18 protein-coding genes are annotated in these 18,031 nt (G+C 65.5%); 4 read left to right on the forward strand and 14 right to left on the reverse strand.

What is annotated here, in order from left to right; genetic code table 11:
• Window positions 1-3: 3 nt before the first annotated feature.
• The 5 genes from sdhA to AC1DGP_RS26440 form a co-directional block, all read right to left on the reverse strand.
• A complete protein-coding gene (gene sdhA, locus AC1DGP_RS26420) occupies window positions 4-1,836 on the reverse strand; it encodes a succinate dehydrogenase flavoprotein subunit (RefSeq protein ID WP_043242101.1) in 1,833 nt (610 codons plus the stop codon).
• A 5-nt stretch (window positions 1,837-1,841) separates the two neighbouring features.
• Window positions 1,842-2,234, reverse strand: coding sequence for a succinate dehydrogenase, hydrophobic membrane anchor protein (gene sdhD / locus AC1DGP_RS26425; RefSeq protein WP_069878686.1), 393 nt, complete (start codon window positions 2,232-2,234; stop codon window positions 1,842-1,844).
• A gap of 11 nt (window positions 2,235-2,245) precedes the next feature.
• Window positions 2,246-2,641, reverse strand: a complete 396-nt coding sequence (sdhC, locus tag AC1DGP_RS26430) for a succinate dehydrogenase, cytochrome b556 subunit (RefSeq protein WP_441507429.1) — start codon at window positions 2,639-2,641, stop codon at window positions 2,246-2,248.
• A gap of 156 nt (window positions 2,642-2,797) precedes the next feature.
• Window positions 2,798-3,871 carry a MaoC family dehydratase gene (locus AC1DGP_RS26435; RefSeq protein WP_441507430.1) on the reverse strand — a complete coding sequence of 358 codons (1,074 nt, stop codon included), beginning with the start codon at window positions 3,869-3,871 and terminating at the stop codon, window positions 2,798-2,800.
• Between the two features lie 180 nt (window positions 3,872-4,051).
• A complete protein-coding gene (locus AC1DGP_RS26440; RefSeq protein WP_441507431.1) occupies window positions 4,052-5,764 on the reverse strand; it encodes a serine/threonine dehydratase in 1,713 nt (570 codons plus the stop codon).
• A gap of 100 nt (window positions 5,765-5,864) precedes the next feature.
• Between AC1DGP_RS26440 and AC1DGP_RS26445 the strand changes: the two genes are divergently transcribed.
• On the forward strand, window positions 5,865-6,740 hold the full coding sequence (locus tag AC1DGP_RS26445; protein ID WP_441507432.1) for an HpcH/HpaI aldolase/citrate lyase family protein: 876 nt from the start codon (window positions 5,865-5,867) through the stop codon (window positions 6,738-6,740).
• Between the two features lie 109 nt (window positions 6,741-6,849).
• Here AC1DGP_RS26445 and ppa read toward each other — a convergent pair whose 3' ends face one another.
• Window positions 6,850-7,386, reverse strand: a complete 537-nt coding sequence (ppa, locus tag AC1DGP_RS26450) for an inorganic diphosphatase (RefSeq protein WP_441492722.1) — start codon at window positions 7,384-7,386, stop codon at window positions 6,850-6,852.
• Window positions 7,387-7,540: 154 nt separating this feature from the next.
• Between ppa and AC1DGP_RS26455 the strand changes: the two genes are divergently transcribed.
• Window positions 7,541-8,263 carry a fused DSP-PTPase phosphatase/NAD kinase-like protein gene (locus AC1DGP_RS26455; RefSeq protein ID WP_441507433.1) on the forward strand — a complete coding sequence of 241 codons (723 nt, stop codon included), beginning with the start codon at window positions 7,541-7,543 and terminating at the stop codon, window positions 8,261-8,263.
• A gap of 6 nt (window positions 8,264-8,269) precedes the next feature.
• Here AC1DGP_RS26455 and AC1DGP_RS26460 read toward each other — a convergent pair whose 3' ends face one another.
• Window positions 8,270-9,712 (reverse strand): lipopolysaccharide biosynthesis protein, encoded by a 1,443-nt coding sequence (locus AC1DGP_RS26460; protein WP_441507434.1) that lies wholly within the window; start codon window positions 9,710-9,712, stop codon window positions 8,270-8,272.
• A 220-nt stretch (window positions 9,713-9,932) separates the two neighbouring features.
• Between AC1DGP_RS26460 and AC1DGP_RS26465 the strand changes: the two genes are divergently transcribed.
• Window positions 9,933-10,940, forward strand: a complete 1,008-nt coding sequence (locus AC1DGP_RS26465) for an ornithine cyclodeaminase family protein (protein ID WP_441507435.1) — start codon at window positions 9,933-9,935, stop codon at window positions 10,938-10,940.
• Entirely contained in the window at window positions 10,940-11,761 is an 822-nt protein-coding gene (locus tag AC1DGP_RS26470) for a phosphate/phosphite/phosphonate ABC transporter substrate-binding protein (RefSeq protein WP_441507436.1), read from the forward strand. Before AC1DGP_RS26465 ends, AC1DGP_RS26470 begins: the two co-directional genes overlap by 1 nt.
• Here AC1DGP_RS26470 and AC1DGP_RS26475 read toward each other — a convergent pair.
• From AC1DGP_RS26475 to hutX, 7 genes are all read right to left on the reverse strand, one after another.
• A complete protein-coding gene (locus tag AC1DGP_RS26475; RefSeq protein WP_441492717.1) occupies window positions 11,758-12,714 on the reverse strand; it encodes an ABC transporter ATP-binding protein in 957 nt (318 codons plus the stop codon). The genes AC1DGP_RS26470 and AC1DGP_RS26475 overlap by 4 nt on opposite strands.
• Window positions 12,714-13,346 (reverse strand): ABC transporter permease, encoded by a 633-nt coding sequence (locus AC1DGP_RS26480; RefSeq protein ID WP_441492716.1) that lies wholly within the window; start codon window positions 13,344-13,346, stop codon window positions 12,714-12,716. The genes AC1DGP_RS26475 and AC1DGP_RS26480 overlap by 1 nt, the downstream gene beginning before the upstream one ends.
• Window positions 13,346-13,975: an ABC transporter permease gene (locus AC1DGP_RS26485; protein WP_441492715.1), complete on the reverse strand. Its 630-nt coding sequence runs from the start codon at window positions 13,973-13,975 to the stop codon at window positions 13,346-13,348. Before AC1DGP_RS26485 ends, AC1DGP_RS26480 begins: the two co-directional genes overlap by 1 nt.
• The gene (locus AC1DGP_RS26490; protein WP_441492714.1) at window positions 13,972-15,495 is read right to left on the reverse strand and encodes an HAL/PAL/TAL family ammonia-lyase; all 1,524 of its coding nucleotides are present in this window, start codon (window positions 15,493-15,495) and stop codon (window positions 13,972-13,974) included. The genes AC1DGP_RS26485 and AC1DGP_RS26490 overlap by 4 nt, the downstream gene beginning before the upstream one ends.
• Window positions 15,496-15,520: 25 nt before the next feature.
• Window positions 15,521-16,420 carry a glycine betaine ABC transporter substrate-binding protein gene (locus tag AC1DGP_RS26495; RefSeq protein ID WP_441507437.1) on the reverse strand — a complete coding sequence of 300 codons (900 nt, stop codon included), beginning with the start codon at window positions 16,418-16,420 and terminating at the stop codon, window positions 15,521-15,523.
• A 130-nt stretch (window positions 16,421-16,550) separates the two neighbouring features.
• Complete coding sequence (locus tag AC1DGP_RS26500; protein ID WP_441507438.1) at window positions 16,551-17,234, reverse strand: DUF1684 domain-containing protein; 684 nt, start codon at window positions 17,232-17,234, stop codon at window positions 16,551-16,553.
• Between the two features lie 251 nt (window positions 17,235-17,485).
• Entirely contained in the window at window positions 17,486-18,028 is a 543-nt protein-coding gene (gene hutX / locus AC1DGP_RS26505; protein WP_441507439.1) for a heme utilization cystosolic carrier protein HutX, read from the reverse strand.
• Between the last annotated feature and the right edge of the window lie 3 nt (window positions 18,029-18,031).

An 18,031-nucleotide genomic window follows, 5' to 3' on the forward strand; every position in this document is an offset into this window, starting at 1 on the left:
TCCTCAATACACCCGCGCCTTGGGCTTGATGTACTCGATATCGTTCGAGAGCGTGTAGGTATGAACCGGGCGGTCGTCGAGCGTGACGGTCCGCTTCTCGTCGTCGATCCAGGACAGGGTGTGCTTCATCCAGTCCTTGTCGTCGCGTTCCGGATAGTCCTCGCGGGCATGGGCGCCGCGGCTTTCCGGTCGGTTCAGCGCCGAATCCATGGTGACGACGGCCTGCGTGATCAGGTTGTCGAACTCGAGCGTCTCGACCAGATCCGAATTCCAGATCAGCGAACGGTCGGTGGTCGCGATGTCGGAGGCACCGGCCCAGACCTCGTGGATCAGCTTGTGGCCTTCCTGCAGCGTTTCGCCGGTGCGGTAGACGGCGCAGTTGTCCTGCATCGTCTTCTGCATGCGGTTGCGCAGCTCCGCCGTCGGGGTGCCGCCCGAGGCATTGCGGAACTTGTCGAGGCGGGTCAGCGCGAGATCGGCCGAGGACTTCGGCAGCTCGGGCTGCTTTTCGCCCGGCGTCACGATTTCGGCGCAGCGCAAGCCGGCGGCACGTCCGAAGACGACCAGATCGATCAGCGAGTTCGAGCCGAGGCGGTTGGCGCCATGCACCGAGACGCAGGCCGCTTCGCCGATCGCCATCAGGCCAGGCACCACGGTATCGGGATTGCCGTCGACCTTGGTCAGCACCTCGCCATGATAGTTCGTCGGGATGCCGCCCATGTTGTAGTGCACCGTCGGCAGGACCGGGATCGGCTCGCGGGTGACGTCGACACCGGCGAAGATCTTGGCGCTCTCCGAGATGCCCGGCAGGCGCTCGTGCAGGATCTTCGGGTCGAGATGGTCGAGATGCAGGTAGATGTGGTCGCCGTTCTTGCCGACGCCGCGTCCGCCACGAATCTCCATGGTCATTGAACGCGAGACGACGTCGCGAGAAGCCAGATCCTTGGCGGAGGGAGCGTAACGCTCCATGAAGCGCTCGCCCTCGGAATTGGTGAGATAACCGCCCTCGCCGCGAGCCCCCTCGGTGATCAGGCAGCCGGCGCCATAGATGCCGGTCGGGTGGAACTGCACGAACTCCATGTCCTGCAGCGGCAGGCCGGCACGCAGCACCATGCCGCCACCGTCGCCGGTGCAGGTATGGGCCGAAGTCGCCGAGAAATAGGCGCGGCCATAGCCGCCGGTCGCCATGATCGCCATCTTCGAGCGGAAGCGATGCAGCGTGCCGTCATCGAGCTTGAGCGCGATCACGCCGCGGCAGACGCCATCCTCGTCCATGATCAGGTCGATGGCGAAATATTCGATGAAGAACTCGGTGTTGTAGCGCAGCGCCTGGCCATAGAGCGTGTGCAGCATGGCGTGGCCGGTGCGGTCGGCGGCAGCGCAGGTGCGCTGGGCCGGAGGACCGTTGCCGAAATCGGTGGTCATGCCGCCGAAGGGACGCTGATAGATCTTGCCGTCCTCGGTGCGCGAGAACGGCACGCCCCAATGCTCGAGCTCATAGACGGCCGCCGGCGCATTGCGCACGAGATACTCGATCGCATCCTGGTCGCCGAGCCAGTCCGACCCCTTGACGGTGTCGTACATGTGCCACTGCCAGGTGTCCTTGCCCATGTTGCCAAGCGAAGCGGCAACGCCGCCCTGCGCCGCGACGGTGTGCGAGCGGGTCGGGAACACCTTGGAGATACAGGCAGTCCTCAGGCCCGCCTGCGAGCAGCCGACCGTCGCGCGCAGTCCCGCGCCGCCGGCGCCGACAACCACGACGTCGAAGGTGTGATCGGTGATCGGATAGGCCTGGCCTGTATAGGCCGGGACCGATTGGGCTCTGGTGATCGCCATCGGGTTCAGCCTCCGAAAGAGAGTTTCAGGATCGCGAAGACGCAAGCTGCGCCGATCGCGATCGCAAAGAAGGTGTTGGCCATCACGGCGAGGATCTTCAACCCTTCGTGGTGGACATAGTCCTCGATCACGACCTGCATGCCGAGACGCATATGGACCGCGCCCGACAGGGTGAAGAGCAGCATCAGGATCGCGACCAGCGGGTGCGAGAGCGTCGCGACAGCAGCCGCATAGGGCTTGCCGAAGAGCGAGATCACAACGCCGAGGAAGATGATCGTCAGAAAGACGTTCGCCACGGCGGTGACGCGCTGCAGCCAGAAATGGCCGGTGCCGGACTTGGCCGAGCCGAGACCGCGAACGCGGCCGAGCGGGGTACGCATGGAAGAATTTGACGACATGACGAAACTCCTCAGCGCATCGCGTAGGCGACGATCCAGAGCAGGATCGTCAGGCCCGCCGAGACGAAGACGCTGTACTTCGCCATATTCATGCGCGTCTCGGGGTCGTAGCCGTACCCCATGTCCCAGACGAAATGGCGCAGGCCGCCGACCATGTGGTGCAGCAGCGCAAAGGAATAGCCGAACAGCACGAGGCGCCCCAGGAAGGAGCCGGCGATCGCCTGAGCCGTTTCATAGGCCCCCGGCCCCGAGGCGGCGGCCACGAGCCAGGCGGCGATGAGGACCGTGCCGGCATAGAGCGCCGAGCCGGTGACGCGATGCGCGATCGACATCGCCATGGTCCAGGACCAGCGGTAGATTTGCAGATGCGGCGAAAGCGGGCGCGCGATCGGTTTGGTTTGGGCCAAGGTGAACTCTCCGACTCTGCGGCCCGCCGGGGCCCCGATCCATTTGGGAATGGTTCTAGAGTGATTGGCTCTCTATAGAAACCGTTCCCGCGCTGCAATGCGAGGCAGCGAATCGGTGGTTACATAAATCTCAATCTGTAACTTTATGCTTACGCGTCAGCGCGGCAACAGCACCCAATAATCGAGATCGAGGATGACACCACCGGCATATTGATCGCCCAGCTTCAAGGGGTACTCCCCGCAAGGCAGGTTCTTGGTCGCGACGAGACGCAGACGCAGGGCGCCGACATCGCTGCGGCCCGGCAACTCGGCCTTCTCCAGCACCTCGCTCCAGGCATAGACCGTATCGCCCGCGAAAAGTGGCGCGACATGCCTGCCACCATTGATCGCCGCGATGTGAAGGCCGTTTCCGAGACCGTTGTACGATAGGGCACGGGCCAGGCTGATGACATGGCCGCCATAGATCAATCTCTTGCCGAAACGCGTCTCGCGCGCGCCGTAGGCGTCGAAATGCACCTTTGCGGTGTTCTGGTAGAGACGGGTGGCAAGCTGATGCTCGGCTTCCTCCACGGTCATGCCGTCGACATGGTCGATGCGTTCGCCGACCGCATAATGGCCCCAGCGAAACGCCGAGCCCGCGAGCGCATCGTCATAGGCGGTGAGATCCAGTGTCGGGCAGCCCTCGCCAAGCTCTTCGGGAGCGACGACCTTCGGAAGTTCGGGCACCTGCTCGGCATGCGCCGGGGCTCCCGGTTCGCGTTTGCGCACCAGCACCCAGCGCGCATAGCTCAGCACGATTTCGCCCAGTTGGTTCCGGCCGATCGAGCGGACATAGACGATGCCGGCATCGCCCGCCGAGGTCTGCTTCAGGCCGATCACCTCCGAGGTGGTCGACAAGGTGTCGCCCGGATAGACCGGCCTGAGGAAGCGCCCATCCGCATAGCCGAGATTGGCGACGGCATTCAGCGAGACGTCCGGCACCGTCTTGCCGAAGACGATGTGGAAGACCAGCAGATCGTCGACCGGCGCCGCGGGATATCCGACCGCGCGTGCAAAACTGTCCGAAGACTGGACCGCGAAGCGCGGCCCATAGAGCGCCGTATAGAGCGAGACGTCGCCGCTGGTCACGGTCCGTGGCGTGGCATGGACGATCGTCTCGCCCAGCCGGAAATCCTCGAAAAAGCGGCCAGGGCTGGTTTTGGAAGCGGGCAGCGTCGCAGTCTGGGACATCGGCGTCTCGCGTCTGGTCGGGCAGGCGGATTGTGCGCCGCCGTGAGAGCCTGCGTCCAGCCCCGTGCCGCTGCGACGATGGGGTAATGCGCACGCCCGGAATGGTCGGCCGAGCGACGACCATTCATCGAACGAGCCTCGCGGCCCTCCGTCGCGCCGCGACAGGAAGAGGCGCGCAGCCTAGGCTACAATCGCCTGCAGCTTGGCGAGATCGACATTCGCGCCGCAGACCAGAACGCCCAGGCGCTCGCCCGGAGCCGGCTTGTAGGCTCCCGAGATCAGCGCGCCGAAGGCGGCCGCGCCACCGGGCTCGACGGCCAGCCGGAAATCGCGCCAGAGCCGCGCCTGCGCCTCGGTGATGGCGGCATCCGGCACGAGCGCAACGTGATCGACCGTGTCCTTGCAGGCGTCATAGACCAGCTGGCCGACATTGCGGGCGCCGAGCGAATCCGCGGCCACCGAGGCGACATCGACCGCGACCGGTCCCTTGGCTTCGAGCGCCGCCTGCAAGGCACGCGAGCCCGCGGGTTCGACGCCGACCACCTTGACCTTCGATCCCGCGAACCAGGAGGCGATTCCCGAGATCAACCCGCCGCCACCGACTGCGACAAGCACCGTATCGAGATCGGGCTCCTGCAAATCCCACTCGCGCCCGAGCGTGCCCTGACCGGCGATGGTCTCGACCGCGGCGAAGGGATGGATCTTGAGCGCGCCGTTTTCCGCGACGAAGCGATCGCAGGCAGCCTGCGCATCGTCATATTGCGCGCCGCCGACCACGGCCTCCGCGCCGAAGCGCCGGATCGCCTCGATCTTGGCCGCGGGCGAAATCTCCGGCACGAATATCGTCGCCTTCACGCCGCGTTCGCGCGCCGCATAGGCCACCGCCGCACCGTGGTTGCCCCCGGATGCAGCAGAAACCCCTGCAGCAGGCACCGGCAGGGACAGCAGGTTGTTGAAGGCGCCGCGCGTCTTGAAGGACCCCGCATGCTGCAGGCATTCGAGCTTGAGCGAGATGTCCCCCACGGACCCGAGCGCCCCCTTGCCCAAGCGCATGATCGGCGTCACGCGAGCATGGCCGGCGATGCGCGCGGCAGCCGCCTCGATCATGGAATGGGACACCGGACGGTCGGACATGGCGCGATCCTGATAGGCTGGGCGATCCGGCGCGAAGGTCCAGATCGCGATGGGAAGCCCGTGGCTATCGCGTCCCGGCGGATCGGGGAAGGGCTTTCCACGCCCGCCCCGGATGTGCCTGGCGACGATCAGCGCCGCGAACGCATCCAGCATATCGTCTGCAGCAGCTCCCCGCGGCGGCCGTGCGTGAACGCTCTCGACCGGCAAGCCTGCCGCGATCAGAAGTGCCCGTCGTTCGGCCATGCCCTCGGGGTTGATCGCCCCTCGGACCTTCTTCGGGCTCAGAAGAGGAGCGCCGCGCATCGTCCGAAAGGCAAGTTCGGGATGGGTTTCATAGACGTGCTCGCGCCACACCGGCTCCTGCCTCAACAAGCCGTCGATCTCCCGGATCTTTGGGAACAGAAAGAAGCCCTGCTTGGAGACCTTGCGCGGTGGCTCGGAGGTCCCGACGGCCACGCCGCAAGCCTCCAGATACTCTGCAGCCTGGACTGCCGAGCGCGAGGGAATGGAGAACACCGAGGATTGCCGCTCGCCGAGCAGGCTGCGCACCGCCTGCTCGGGGCCACGTCCGGAGCCGACAATCCGGTCCGGCAGGCCGATCGGCATATCGACCGCCACGAGATCGGGCGGCGCCGATCCCGCAAAGAGCTCGGAGAAATGCGAGATCACGCGCAACTGCGGACGCAGGGGCGTAGCGTCGCCCAGGATCGCAGCGATCCAGCCCGCCTTGCAGCCGTCGACGCCGGCGATCCAGCCCATTCGCCCCCCTCTTCACCTTTCGATGAACTGTCGTTGCATTGCAGTCACGTCTAGTGTGCACTGCAGCGAAATTCGATCAGCCGTCGTTAAGGAGTATCCCATGACAGCGATCCGCCCACGCCGCAGCGTCCTGTATATGCCTGGTTCGAATGCCCGTGCGCTCGAAAAGGCTCGCGAGATTGCCGCCGATGCGCTGATCCTCGATCTGGAGGATGCCGTCGCCCCGGATTCCAAGGACATGGCGCGCGAGCAGGTCTGCGCCGCGGTGAAGGCCGGAGGCTATGGTCGGCGCGAACTGGTCATTCGGGTGAACGGCGTCGACACGCCCTGGTTCGAAGCGGACCTCGCCGCAGCGACCGAGGCCAGGCCCGACGCGATCCTGATCCCGAAAGTGTCGGCCCCCGAAACCTTGATCGAGATCGGCCACAAGCTGACCGGCCTTTGGGCAGATCCGGCCATCCGGATCTGGGCGATGATCGAAACGCCGCTCGCCGTCCTGGACGCGGCGCGGATTGCCTCGGCGGCGAAGGATCCCTCGACGCGGCTCGCCTGCTTCGTGATGGGCACGAACGATCTCGCCAAGGAAACCCGCGCTCGCTTCGTGCCTGGCCGTGCGCCGATGCTGCCTTGGCTGGTGACGGCCATCCTCGCCGCCCGTGCCCATGGCATCGACATCGTCGACGGCGTCTACAACGATCTCAAGAACGAGGATGGCTTTGCGGCCGAATGCGCGCAGGGCCGCGATCTCGGCTTCGATGGCAAGACGCTGATCCATCCCTCACAGGTCGCTGCGGCCAACGCCGCCTTCGCGCCGGATGATCATGAGCTTGCCCGCGCCAAGGCGATCATCACCGCCTTCGAACAGCCGGAGAATGCCGACAAGGGCGCGATCCAGCTCGACGGCCGCATGGTCGAGCGGCTTCATGCCGAGATGGCCAGGCGCGTCGTGGCGCTGAGCGAGGCGATCGCGGCGTAACCTGCGCGATGCCCGGCCTTGCGCCGGAGGCCCGTATTGATCGGGGTAACGGGACGAGATCATGGCCGGGACAGGCCCGGCCATGATGGAGAATACCGGGCGTCTGCCCTCAGCCCTTGGCCTTCTTTGCCCGCTCCATCGCCTCGACGATGAGCTGCTTTGCCTTGGTGGCGTCACCCCAGCCGGTGAGCTTCACCCATTTGCCGGGCTCGAGATCCTTGTAGTGCTCGAAAAAATGCTGGATCTGGTCGAGCGTGATCTGCGGCAGGTCGGTGTAGTTGTGCACGTTCTCGTAGCGCTTGGTGAGCTTGGGCACCGGCACGGCGATGATCTTCTCGTCACCGCCGCCCTCGTCCTCCATCATCATCACGCCGATCGGCCGGACCGCGATGTAGGAGCCGGGAATCAGGGGGCGTGTATTGGCGACCAAGACATCGCAGGGGTCGCCATCCTCGGACAGCGTATGCGGGATGAAACCGTAGTTCCCGGGATAACGCATCGGGGTGTAGAGGAAGCGATCGACGAAGAGCGTGCCGGCTTCCTTGTCCATCTCGTACTTGATCGGCTCGCCACCAATGGCCACCTCGATGACCACATTGACTTCGTCGGGCGGATTCTTGCCGATGGAGATGGCATCTAGGCGCATGGGTCATACCTGTTGAGACAAAAAACTGGCGCGCCTTATGCGCGCTGTAGCGCAAAAGTCCAAGCCCGACCTTTAGGCGGACGGGGCATCAGGGTTTGCGCATGGCACTTCCCACTGATATCGGGCTGCAGATGATCAAGGATGGAACTTTGTGGTGTTGAACCTGCTGCGCCGCAACGATCAGCGTTATGCGCGGCGAATGGCCCGCATCGCGCGCTGGGACCGGCCGCTTACCGGCCGGGTCGACCGGCTGCGCGCCTGGGCCAATATGCTGCTGGTCGATCATGGCATCTTCCGCCTGGCCTATCTCAATGCCCACCGGGTCACGCCGCGCCTTTGGCGCGCCGCCCAGCCCGCGCCCACCGACGTCGCCTGGTTCGCCCGCCAGGGCGTCAAGACGATCGTCAACCTGCGCGGCGGTCGCGAGCACGGCGCCTGGCCGCTGCAGCGCGAAGCCTGCGAACGCCACGGCATCGCACTGGTCGAATTCGTGCTGCGTTCGCGTGGTGCACCTGACCGCGAGACGATCCTCGGCTCCAAGGCCTTCTTCGAGGGCCTGAAGGAACCTGCGCTGGTGCATTGCAAATCGGGCGCGGACCGGGCTGGCTTTTTCTCGGCGCTCTATCTGCTGGTGCACGAGAACCGCCCGCTCGACGAAGCCATGAAACAGCTCTCGTTGCGCTACGGCCATTTCCGCTTCGCCAAGACCGGGATCCTCGACGCGTTCTTCGAAGCCTATGCCCGCGAGGGCGAGGCCAAGGGCATCGCCTTCCTCGACTGGGTCGAGCGCAGCTACGATCCCGAGGCGCTCGAGAGAGACTTCAAGACCGGCTTTCTGTCTTCGCTGATCGCCGACCGCCTGATCCGGCGCGAGTAGACCTGCTCAACGCGCCGCACGCGGCAGGGCAGGAGCGCCCCCCATCCGCGTCCAGGTAAACTGGATATGCGCCATCATGCGCGCGAACGAAACGCATCCGATCGCGGTGAGCAGCGCCACCGACAAAGTCCCGAACCACCACATAACCAGCGCGGCACCGGCCAGCGAAACCGCATTCGTCATCATCTGCCGTCGCGGATACAGCGACAGTGAACCGATCTCGTGCAGCGGTCCGACCAGGGTACTGCAGCCATAGAACAGCGAGAGCAGCGCCATGGTCTCGCCGACCCCTTCCCATTGCGTGCCCTCGAGCACGTAGTCGGCCCCGAGTGCGACGATGGCGACGCCGGCGAAGAGCACGACGACAATGGCAACCATGCCCATGGTGATCCGACGGGCCCAATGTTGCCGATCCGCTCCCTCGCGCTTGCGCAGATCATTCATCGCCAGCGGCGTGACCGCCGCGTTGAATAATTGCATCGGCATTTCCAGCAGGCGCATGGCAAGCGCGACATGCGCCGCCAGAAGGGCGTTGCCGGCGAAGGGCAACGCCAGCAGCGGCGCCACCATGAAACCGAAGGACAGCAGCGCCGAGGGCAGCAGATAGGTCGGCGCCGTGCGCCAGCGTATCGCCGACTCCATCAGTTCTCGGTGCGACCAGCAGCGCAGCCTCACGAAGCCGATCAGCGCCTTGTGACGGCGCCAGACCAGGTAGATCGCAGCCATTGCGTGGCCGAAGGCATCGGCGGCGAACAGCGCAAGCGCCGTCGGGCCGAGCGGCCAGATCAGCAGGATCATCATGGCCGGCTGGACGATCGCCTGCACGACATTGCTGTTGCCGATCGTCGTGAAATCACCCTCGGCGGTCGCCTCGGCGGTCATCAGCCTGATGGCCGCACGGCTGGCCAACGAAATCAGGAAGAGCGCACCAAAGCCGCGCAGGACCCAGCCCGCGGACGCCGCGAACAGAATTGCCGCAGTCATCCCGGCAAGGAAAACCATTCCCGCAGCGAAGGCCAGTCGAAACGCCCTGCCGAGACGCACCCTGTCATTGCTCTGAAAGAACACGGCCTCGAAGCGCAGCAGAACTGCGATCGCGACGAAATTGGCCAGCGCCGAAAAGATCGCGAAATCCGCGAAAACCTTGGGTGGGCACAGGGCCGCTGCGAAGAGCAGGCCCCATACCGAAAGAATCCGCGCCTGGACGAAGCGCAGCGCCAGCATCAAGCCGTTGCGGAGACCGGTGCGCCTGACGGGAGAGCCATCGGCCGCGATCGGCTCGGCCGGAACGGGCGCCGACGCGGCCGCTGCAAAGCCGCCCCTGTCCAGTGCGAGTTGCGCAGCCATATCCACGTCCCCGGTCGGGATGTCGGGCAGGTCGTCTTCGCTCGACCGGGGGCCGTGGCGCTCGCCTGCCGGAGTTCGCTCGCGATCAACCCCTTCGATCACGTCGCTTCACTCCGCAGGCTGCACGCTGCGCCGGTATGGTTAACGCACGGTAAATTTGCAGGCACTTTCGCTGGTCGCGCCGGGGAGGGTTCTCGCTACCATGCGAGCTGTGGCGGAAAAGTGGCAAAACCCGTCATTTATCAGCGTTCTAACTGAGCTCCATTGTCATCTGAGGACGTCCCGGTCAGTGTTTCCCTCGCAGCTTGAGAGGCTTGATCCCATGACGCGCGCCCCCATCCACCTCGATTTCCTGAATGCGCTGGACGTCGAGGCACTAGGGTTGACCGACCCGCAGATCATCTCCGCAGTGGAGGCTGGGCTTGCGGCGCAAGGACGCGGGGAAACCGTGATCGAACCGCGCATGCACCTGATTCCAGGCGGCAGCAGTGGTCATTTCAACGTGCTGAGGGGCGCGTTTCGAGCGCCGATCAACCTGGCGGGCGTCAAGGTGATCGGGGACTTCGTCGACAACTACAAGGAGGACTTGCCCTCGGAGCTTGGCCTGCTCCTGTTGATGGACCCGTCCAATGGCGTGCCCAGGGCCATCATCGACGGGAGCCATCTCACCGATATGCGCACCGGCGCAGTCACAGCCATCGGCGCGAAATACCTTGCGCGCAAGGCTGCCAAGGTGCTGGGGCATATCGGAGCACGCGGCACGGCCTACTGGAACGTACGCCTGCTCGACTCGCTGTTCGACTTCGACGAGATCCGGGTGCATTCCCGCCGACAGGAAAGCCGCGAGGCTTTCGGAGCACGGCTCACAGCTGATCTCGGCAAGCCCGTCATCGTGACCGAAGACTGGCGCTCCTGCGTCGACGGCGCCGATATCGTTGTCGAAGCCTCGCGCCTCGATGCTCCCGAGCCGCTGCTGAGGACGGACTGGATCAAGCCGGGCGCTTTCGTCGTGCCCTACGGCACGATGAGTGCCGTCGAGCTTTCGCTGACCGATATCATGAGCAAGCTCGTCGTCGACGATTGGGGCCAGTGCCGATCGGGCCAGTTCGGCGCGCTACGTGCCCATGTCGAGGCCGGCAAGCTCTCGGAGGCGACCCTTCATGCCGAGATGGGCGAAATCGTCGCCGGGCTGAAGCCCGGCCGCGAGAGTGACGACGAAACCATCCTGTTCTGGCATCGCGGGCTCTCGCTCTCCGACATCGCGCTTGGCCATTTCATGCTGGAGAAGGCCGGGCGCATGGGGATTGGCCAGAGGCTGCGTTACGCCTGATGAACCCTGCCACACCGCACCTTGTCGCCAATGCGCGGATGTATGCCGTCAACCCGGCGGTTCATGCTGCCTGGACCGATCTCTTCGCCTGGATCTCAAGCCGGTCGGGGGTGCCGCTGACTGTCGTCGACCATGCCGCACCGGCTCCATTGGAGGACCTCTGGCGACGCGGCGATCTCGGCCTCGCCTTCATCTGCGGCTACCCCTTCGCAAGCGGTCGCTTTCCCGTGCAGCCGATCGCGGCTCCGATCCCGGCCGCAGCGCTTGCGGGCGGGCGGCCCTTCTATGCAACTCATCTCGTCACCCGCGCCGAAAGCCCGATCGCCACGCTCGCCGGGAGCTTCGGTCAGCGCCTTGGCTGGACGGTCGAGCACTCCCAGTCCGGGTTCAACGCCTTGCGCAGCCACCTGCTCCCCCATTGGAAGGCCGGGCCGTTGTATCGGCAAAGCATCGGCCCGCTTCTGACGCCGCGCCGGGTGATTGCCGCGTTGCTCAACGACGAAATCGATATTGGTCCGCTCGACTCGTATTTTCACGACCTGTTACTCGCGCATGAGCCTGAAACCGCTGCACGGCTGCGGACCATCGAGACGACGCTCCCAAGGCCGATGCCGCTCCTGGTCGCCTCGGACACGCTGGACGCGGCCCCGCTTGCAAACCTTCGCGATGCGCTGCTCGACGCAGCAGCCCAGCCTCAGGCGCAGGCTTTGCTGGCTCGCCTTAAGCTCTCCGGTTTCGCAGCCATAGAACGCAGCAGCTATGACGTGCTGCTCGAGGATGCACGCAGCGCGGAAGCCGCCGGATATGGTCGGCCGGGCTAGGGTTCGGCCGGGCGCCCGGCACTGCGCGCCCGGATCGCCGCAAGCGTGATACGCCCGAGCGGCCGGCTGTCGCCATCGACGATGGTCGCCCCGTCTCGCCCCTCGGTCAGAAGCGCGGAGAGCACGTTGCGCAGATTGGCCGATGCCGGAAGCCGCAGGTCGGAAACCTCTGGCGCTCCCTCTTCGACCGCATCTGCGGCGCTGACCAGAGAGAGGCGCCGTAGCGCGGCGTCAGCACCGACGAAATCGGCGACGAATGCGTCAGCCGGAGCCGCCAGCAGGCGGTCGGGTGTGTCATACTGCACTAGGCCGCCATCCTTCATGATGGCGACGACATCGCCCATGCGGATCGCTTCGTCGATGTCATGGGTGACGAAGATCACCGTCTTCTTCAGCCGGCGCAGGATCGCAACGAACTCCTCCTGGAGGCGTCCCCGCACCACGGGATCGACCGCACCGAACGGCTCGTCCATCAGCATGACCGGCGGGTCGGCAGCCAAGGCGCGCGCAACCCCGACACGCTGGCGCTGTCCGCCGGAGAGATGGCGCGGGTAGCGCGCCAGGAACTGCTCGGGCTCCAGCCCGACGAGTGCCAGCATCTCCTCCGAGCGCGACCTGATCTTCTCCGCCGGCCAGCCCAGCAGTTTGGGCACGGTCGCGACATTCTCGGCGATGGTCATGTGCGGGAACAGGCCGACCTGCTGAATGACATAGCCGATGCGGCGGCGAAGCAGCACCGGATCGGCCTGGGTGACATCCTCACCCCCAACGATGATCCGGCCGGAACTCGGTTCGATCAGCCGGTTCACCATCCGCATTGTCGTGGTCTTGCCGCAGCCGGATGGGCCGATCAGCACGCAGGTCCGGCCTTCGGGCACAGAAAGATCGAGGCTGTCGACCGCGGGACGCGCGATGCCTGGGAAGAGCTTGCTGACATTCTCGAGACGGATCATCAGGCCCCCATTCGCGCGGAACGCGTCATGGCGCGCTCGACGCTCGCAAAACCGATCTCGACCAGCAGCGCGAGCAAGGCGACCGCGACCGCTCCGGCAATCAGCTGCGGAAAATTGAAATTCGCCATGCCGGCAGTGATCAGTTCGCCGAGACCGCCGCCGCCGATGAAGGCCGCGAGCGTCGCCGCCGAGACGACCTGCACGGCGGCCGTGCGGATGCCCGCAAATATCACCGGCAGCGCCAGCGGGATCTCGATCCGCGTCATAACCTGCGCATCCGAAAGTCCCTGCCCGCGCGCCGCCTCGACGATGTCGCGGTCGACTTCGCTCAGGCCCGTATAGGTGTTGAGCAGCAGGGCCGGCAGGCCGTACAGCGTCAGCGCCACCACAGACGGCAGGAAGCCGGTGCCGAGCAGGGGCAGCATGATGACGAGCAAGGCCAGGCTCGGCACGGTGCGCAGGATGTTGACGATCGCGATCGCCGAATTGGCGAAGCTGCGATGACGCGTCAGCGCAAGTCCGAGCGGCAGTGCGATCAGCACCACGGCGAGAAGCGCCACGCCCGAAAGCCAGAGATGATTCTCGACCGCTGTCCAGAAGATGCGGGGATTGGCGGAGATCCAGCCGAGCATCAGGCGCCCTCCGCCTGGGCCGCCCGCAGGCCGAGCTCGAGCCGACGCAAGATCTCGTCGCAGGCGATGGCAAGCAGCGAGGTCATGATCGCGCCGACCACGACCTTCTCGCCGAAATCCTGGGTGATGCCCTGGAAGATGATGTCGCCAAGGCCGCCGGCATTGATGAAGGCGGCCACGGTCGCGACCGAGACCATGGTGACGACCGTGATGCGGATGCCGGCGATGATCACCGGCAACGCCAGCGGGAGCTCGATGGCGAAAAGCCGACGCCAGCGGCCATAGCCCATGCCGTCGGCGGCATCCAGAATCTCGGGCGCGATCTCGCGCAGGCCGGTTGCCGTGTTCCGGATGATGATCAGCAGGGCATACATCACGAGCGCAACGATCGCCGGGCCAAAGCCCAGCCCGAGGATGGGAATCAACAGCGCAAAGATCGCCAGTGCCGGCACCGTGTAGAGGGCGCCCGAAATCAACAGCACGACGAGGTAGAACGTCGGCCGCCGCGCCGAGATGATCCCGAGCGGCAGGCCGATGACGAGCGAGATCGCGAGCCCGATGCCAACGAGCTGGATATGCTCCCAGAGCGCGATCAGCAGGCGGTCGTAATTCTCAATGATCCAGGTCATGCCGGCAGGTCCGAAAACGCTGCGGCAAGCTCTCCCGCCGCCAGGCGTTCGGCCAGCGCCTCGAACTCGCGCCCCATCGGCCGGTCATCGTCGAGCCGGGCGACATGGGCGCGGACGAAGCCAAGTGCGAGAGTGGTGCCGACGCCGAGCCTGATGCCCTCGCGCTGCTCGGCGGCCTCGGCGGCCACGACGAGTTCGATCGCAGCAAGCCGCGCCAGGTGCTCGGCGATCATCGCCGTCTTTGCGACGATGCGCGGCGTCATCGGCGCGTAATCCTCGACACCATCGGCAACCGGCATGGTCATCGGGCCGAGCGGCAGGGCGAGATGGCGGATCTCCGCTTCCAGGGCTGCGGTCGTCTTCTGCGTGGTCGCAAACCCCGCATGCGTGCCGCCATGGCGTGTCAGGAAGCGCGGCAACCCGCTGGACGCAGGCGACATCAGCTTGGTGATACGGAACGCCGAGATCGTCGCGGCGTGGGCGACTGCCAGTCCGAGCCCCTCGAGCGCGAGTGCAAGAGCCGTCGTGTCGAAATTGACGGTCGAACGCAGGACATCCTCGGTGATCAGCACCGCCGGGCTGTCGCCGGCCCCGTTGAGCTCGACTTCGACGAGCGCCCGCGCCGTATCGAGCGCGGCGGATGCGGCTCCGTTCACGGGCGCCAGGCAGCGAAAGGACAGCGGGTCCTGCACGCGCCTGGCAGCGCCTTCATCAAGGAGATCGCTGCCGGCCAGGAGTTCGCGCAACTTCGCCGCGCCAGTGACATGGCTCGGCACCGGCCGAAGCGCGACCAGATTGCTGCCGATGGGCGAGAGATTGGCGCGGTAAGCCTCCAGCGAGAGTGCGCCTGCTGCCGTCAGCGCCTGCAGCGCCATGGTCATGGCGCGAAGCGCGAGCGCAGCCAGGCCCGCGCTCTCGGCATTGGCATTGAGCAGCGCGAGCCCGTCCTTCGGCCCCAGGGCCGGAAGCGCTATGCCGGCCAGGCGCATGGCCTCGGGGCCGGGGCGAATCCGCCCGTCGAACTCGGCCTCGCCTTCCCCTGTCAGCGGCAGAAAGAGCTGGGCCAGCGAGCTGAGGTCGGCCTCACCCAGCGAGCCGATGCGCCGGACGACAGGATGAACCCCGGAATTCAGCATCGCAGCGAGCGTCCCGACAAGGCCCGGCGAGATGCCCGACGCGCCCTGCGCAAGACCGGCAAGCCGCGCCAGCAGCACGGCCCGCACCTCGCCCCGTGACAGGCAATGCCCGACCCCGACGGCCCGCGCCCGAACGGCCCGCTGCTGGAAGGCAGCAATCTGATCCGCCGCCAGCCGCGTATCGACCGCAGCCCCGAGGCCCGTCGTCAAGCCGTAGACGGCCTCGCCGCGTTCGAGGCTGCGCTCGACCACCGCGCGAGCCCCGCTCAGCCGCTCATGCAACGCGGGAGCCAGCATGATCTGCGCAGCATCATGCGCGACGGCATGGACCTGTTCGATCGAAAGCGGCCCGGCACCGATGACGACGGCGGGGGCCGCTTGCACCAGCTCCATCCGCAGACCGCCCGCCTTAGCGGACAAGACCCTTGGCTTTCAGGAAGGCGGCGGCGACGACGCGCGGCTCCTTCTTGTCGACCTCGACCTGTCGGTTCAGCTCCTGCATCGTCGCATTGTCGAGCGCCGCCCCGACCTTCTCGAGGATCTCGACGACCTTGGCATTGCCGGCAATCTCCGGACGCACGACCGGGGCGAGGAAATAGGGCGGGAACAGCGACTTGTCGTCGTCCAGGGCTACGAACTTCTCCGCCGCGATCTGCCAGTCGGTGGAGAAGCCGTTGGCGATGTCGACCTGCTTTTGGTTCAGCGCCTCGTAGCGCAGCCGGAGCGCAGCGAACTGCTTGAACTCGGCAAACTCGGCGCCATAAACCTCCTTGAGACCCGCGATGCCATCACGGCGGTCGACGAATTCGGTACCGGCACCGAGCCGGAGCTTGGACGAGACCTTGCCGAGATCTGTCAGGGTCTTGAGGTTGTATTCCTTCGCCGTCTCCGGCCGCACCACGATGGCATAGCCGTTATTGATGCCGGAAGGCTTCAGCCAGGTCAGGTTGAACTCCTTCTCGTAGAAGGCCTTGACCATGCCGCGCACCTTCTCCGGGTCGGTTTCGGTCACGCCCTGGGCCTTCATCACGGCGTTGAGGCCGGTCCCGGTATATTCCGGATAGAGATCGATCGCGCCGCTCTTCAGGGCCTCATGCGCCACCAGCGTGCCACCGAGATTGATCTTGCGCTCGACCTTGAAACCAGCGCCCTCGAGGGCCGCGGCATAGAGCTCGGCAACGATGAACTGCTCGGTGAAATTCTTGGAACCGATCTTGATCGTCTGGGCCGCTGCCGCCGACAGCCCGACCAGGATCATGGCGGCAACAGTACAGACCGTCTTCGCGAAGCGCATGCTGACAAGTTTCATGGCTGCCTCCTGTGATGGCTCAAGGGGTTAGCTAACGAGGGATCGAACAGCGATGCAAGTTTCGGGCTCGTGAAGGAGAAAAGCGCCTTCGCGATTCCAGTCTCGGAGAACGAACGCCCCGGGCAAGCGCTCAACTGAGGGGATTTCGTTCGCCCGCGCGGATGGCGGCGGGCAGGCGATTCTCGATGGGCGACAAAGGGCAGACCCAGGCCTCGGAATAGGCGCAGGACGGGTAATAGGCGAAATTGAAGTCGAGGATCGTACGCCCCTGCGAAGTCGCGCCGAGATCAGCGCTCTTGATCGTGTCGAGCAGGTAGCGGCCGCCGGCAAAGGTCTCCTCGCCATTGCTCGCATCGCCGAAGGGCAGGAAGGTCCCGCCGCCATAGCCCTCGATCCAGTAAAGCGTCAGCTCCCGAGCGAGCGCGCCCTCCAATCCGTCGGTCAGCGCGTAGGGCCGGAGCACCATGGCGCCGTCCTTTCCGGCTTCGACCCGAATGGTTTCACGCCCGATCGCGGGCCGGAGCCCGACCTCGAAGCGCAGCGCCGGATCGTAGGAGAAATAGCGGATGCCCCTGAAGCGCTGCCGCCGAGCGGCCGCAAGCGGCGACTGCCGATGCTCGCGAAACAACCGGTCGCGTACGCTTCGCCACTGCGTCCAGCCCGCTTCCGTCGGCATCGCCCGGACCGCTGCGTAGAGATCGGCCACCTGCCGACGCCAATCCTGGAGCGAGGCCATGTTCTCGAGTACCGCGCTCGCAGACAGGCGAGCCCCTGATCTGGTGGATTCCGCTCCGGCAATGATCTGGTTTTTCATGGAGTGCAGCCTTCGGTTCGACTGAACGGGATCGCTTAGGCACGAGAACCGCCGCCGCCGGTCAACGCGTCGGCGACGCAGGCGTTCCCACATCGCCCATTGTGCCGATCCTGCTGTCAGGCCGTGTCAGCGTTCCCGGCGGTGCCAGCAAAAATCGTCGCGTCGAGGCACAAAGCCAAGGCCAATGAAGAACGCCGCCGTCACGAGATCGCGACGACGGCGTTGAACTGGCGGATCGGAAGCCCGAGCTGTCAGGAAAATTGCGTCTTCAGGCCTTCGAAGAGCGCAACCTGCTCGGCAATCAGCGCACGCTTCTCGTCGCGCCGCACGAAGACCTTGAACATCGCTTCGCCGGCAGCATTGAAGAACTGGACCGAGCAGGAGCGGCGGCCATGGAACTGTCGATCGACCAGGTAGATCGCCGTGCAGTTGCCTGCCTTGATATGTCCGCCGATCGGGCTGTCGCCATGAATGTTGTAGTAGCCATGGCCGAAGGAGCCGACGGGCAGCGAGCCTTCACATTCCAGCACGATATCGGCGGTGTGGACGATGAAGAGCACCTCGCCCCAGGTCGAGAGCGCCTGCCACAGCGCCTCGAAGCGCTCGGCAGCGATGAAATGGCGCTGGTCGGCCGGCGCTGCCTCGAGCACCGCGAGCGTCGGCACGCCGACCTCGCGGGCGATGGCCTCGATCACGCCATCCGGCTTGGCTGCCAGCGCCTGCCTGACGCGCTCCATCGGGTCTGTCTGTGACGGGTCCTGGACCGCCGCTGCACTCGCCTGCGAGATCGACATGCC

Source organism: Allobosea sp. 05T433 (genome assembly GCF_056396065.1).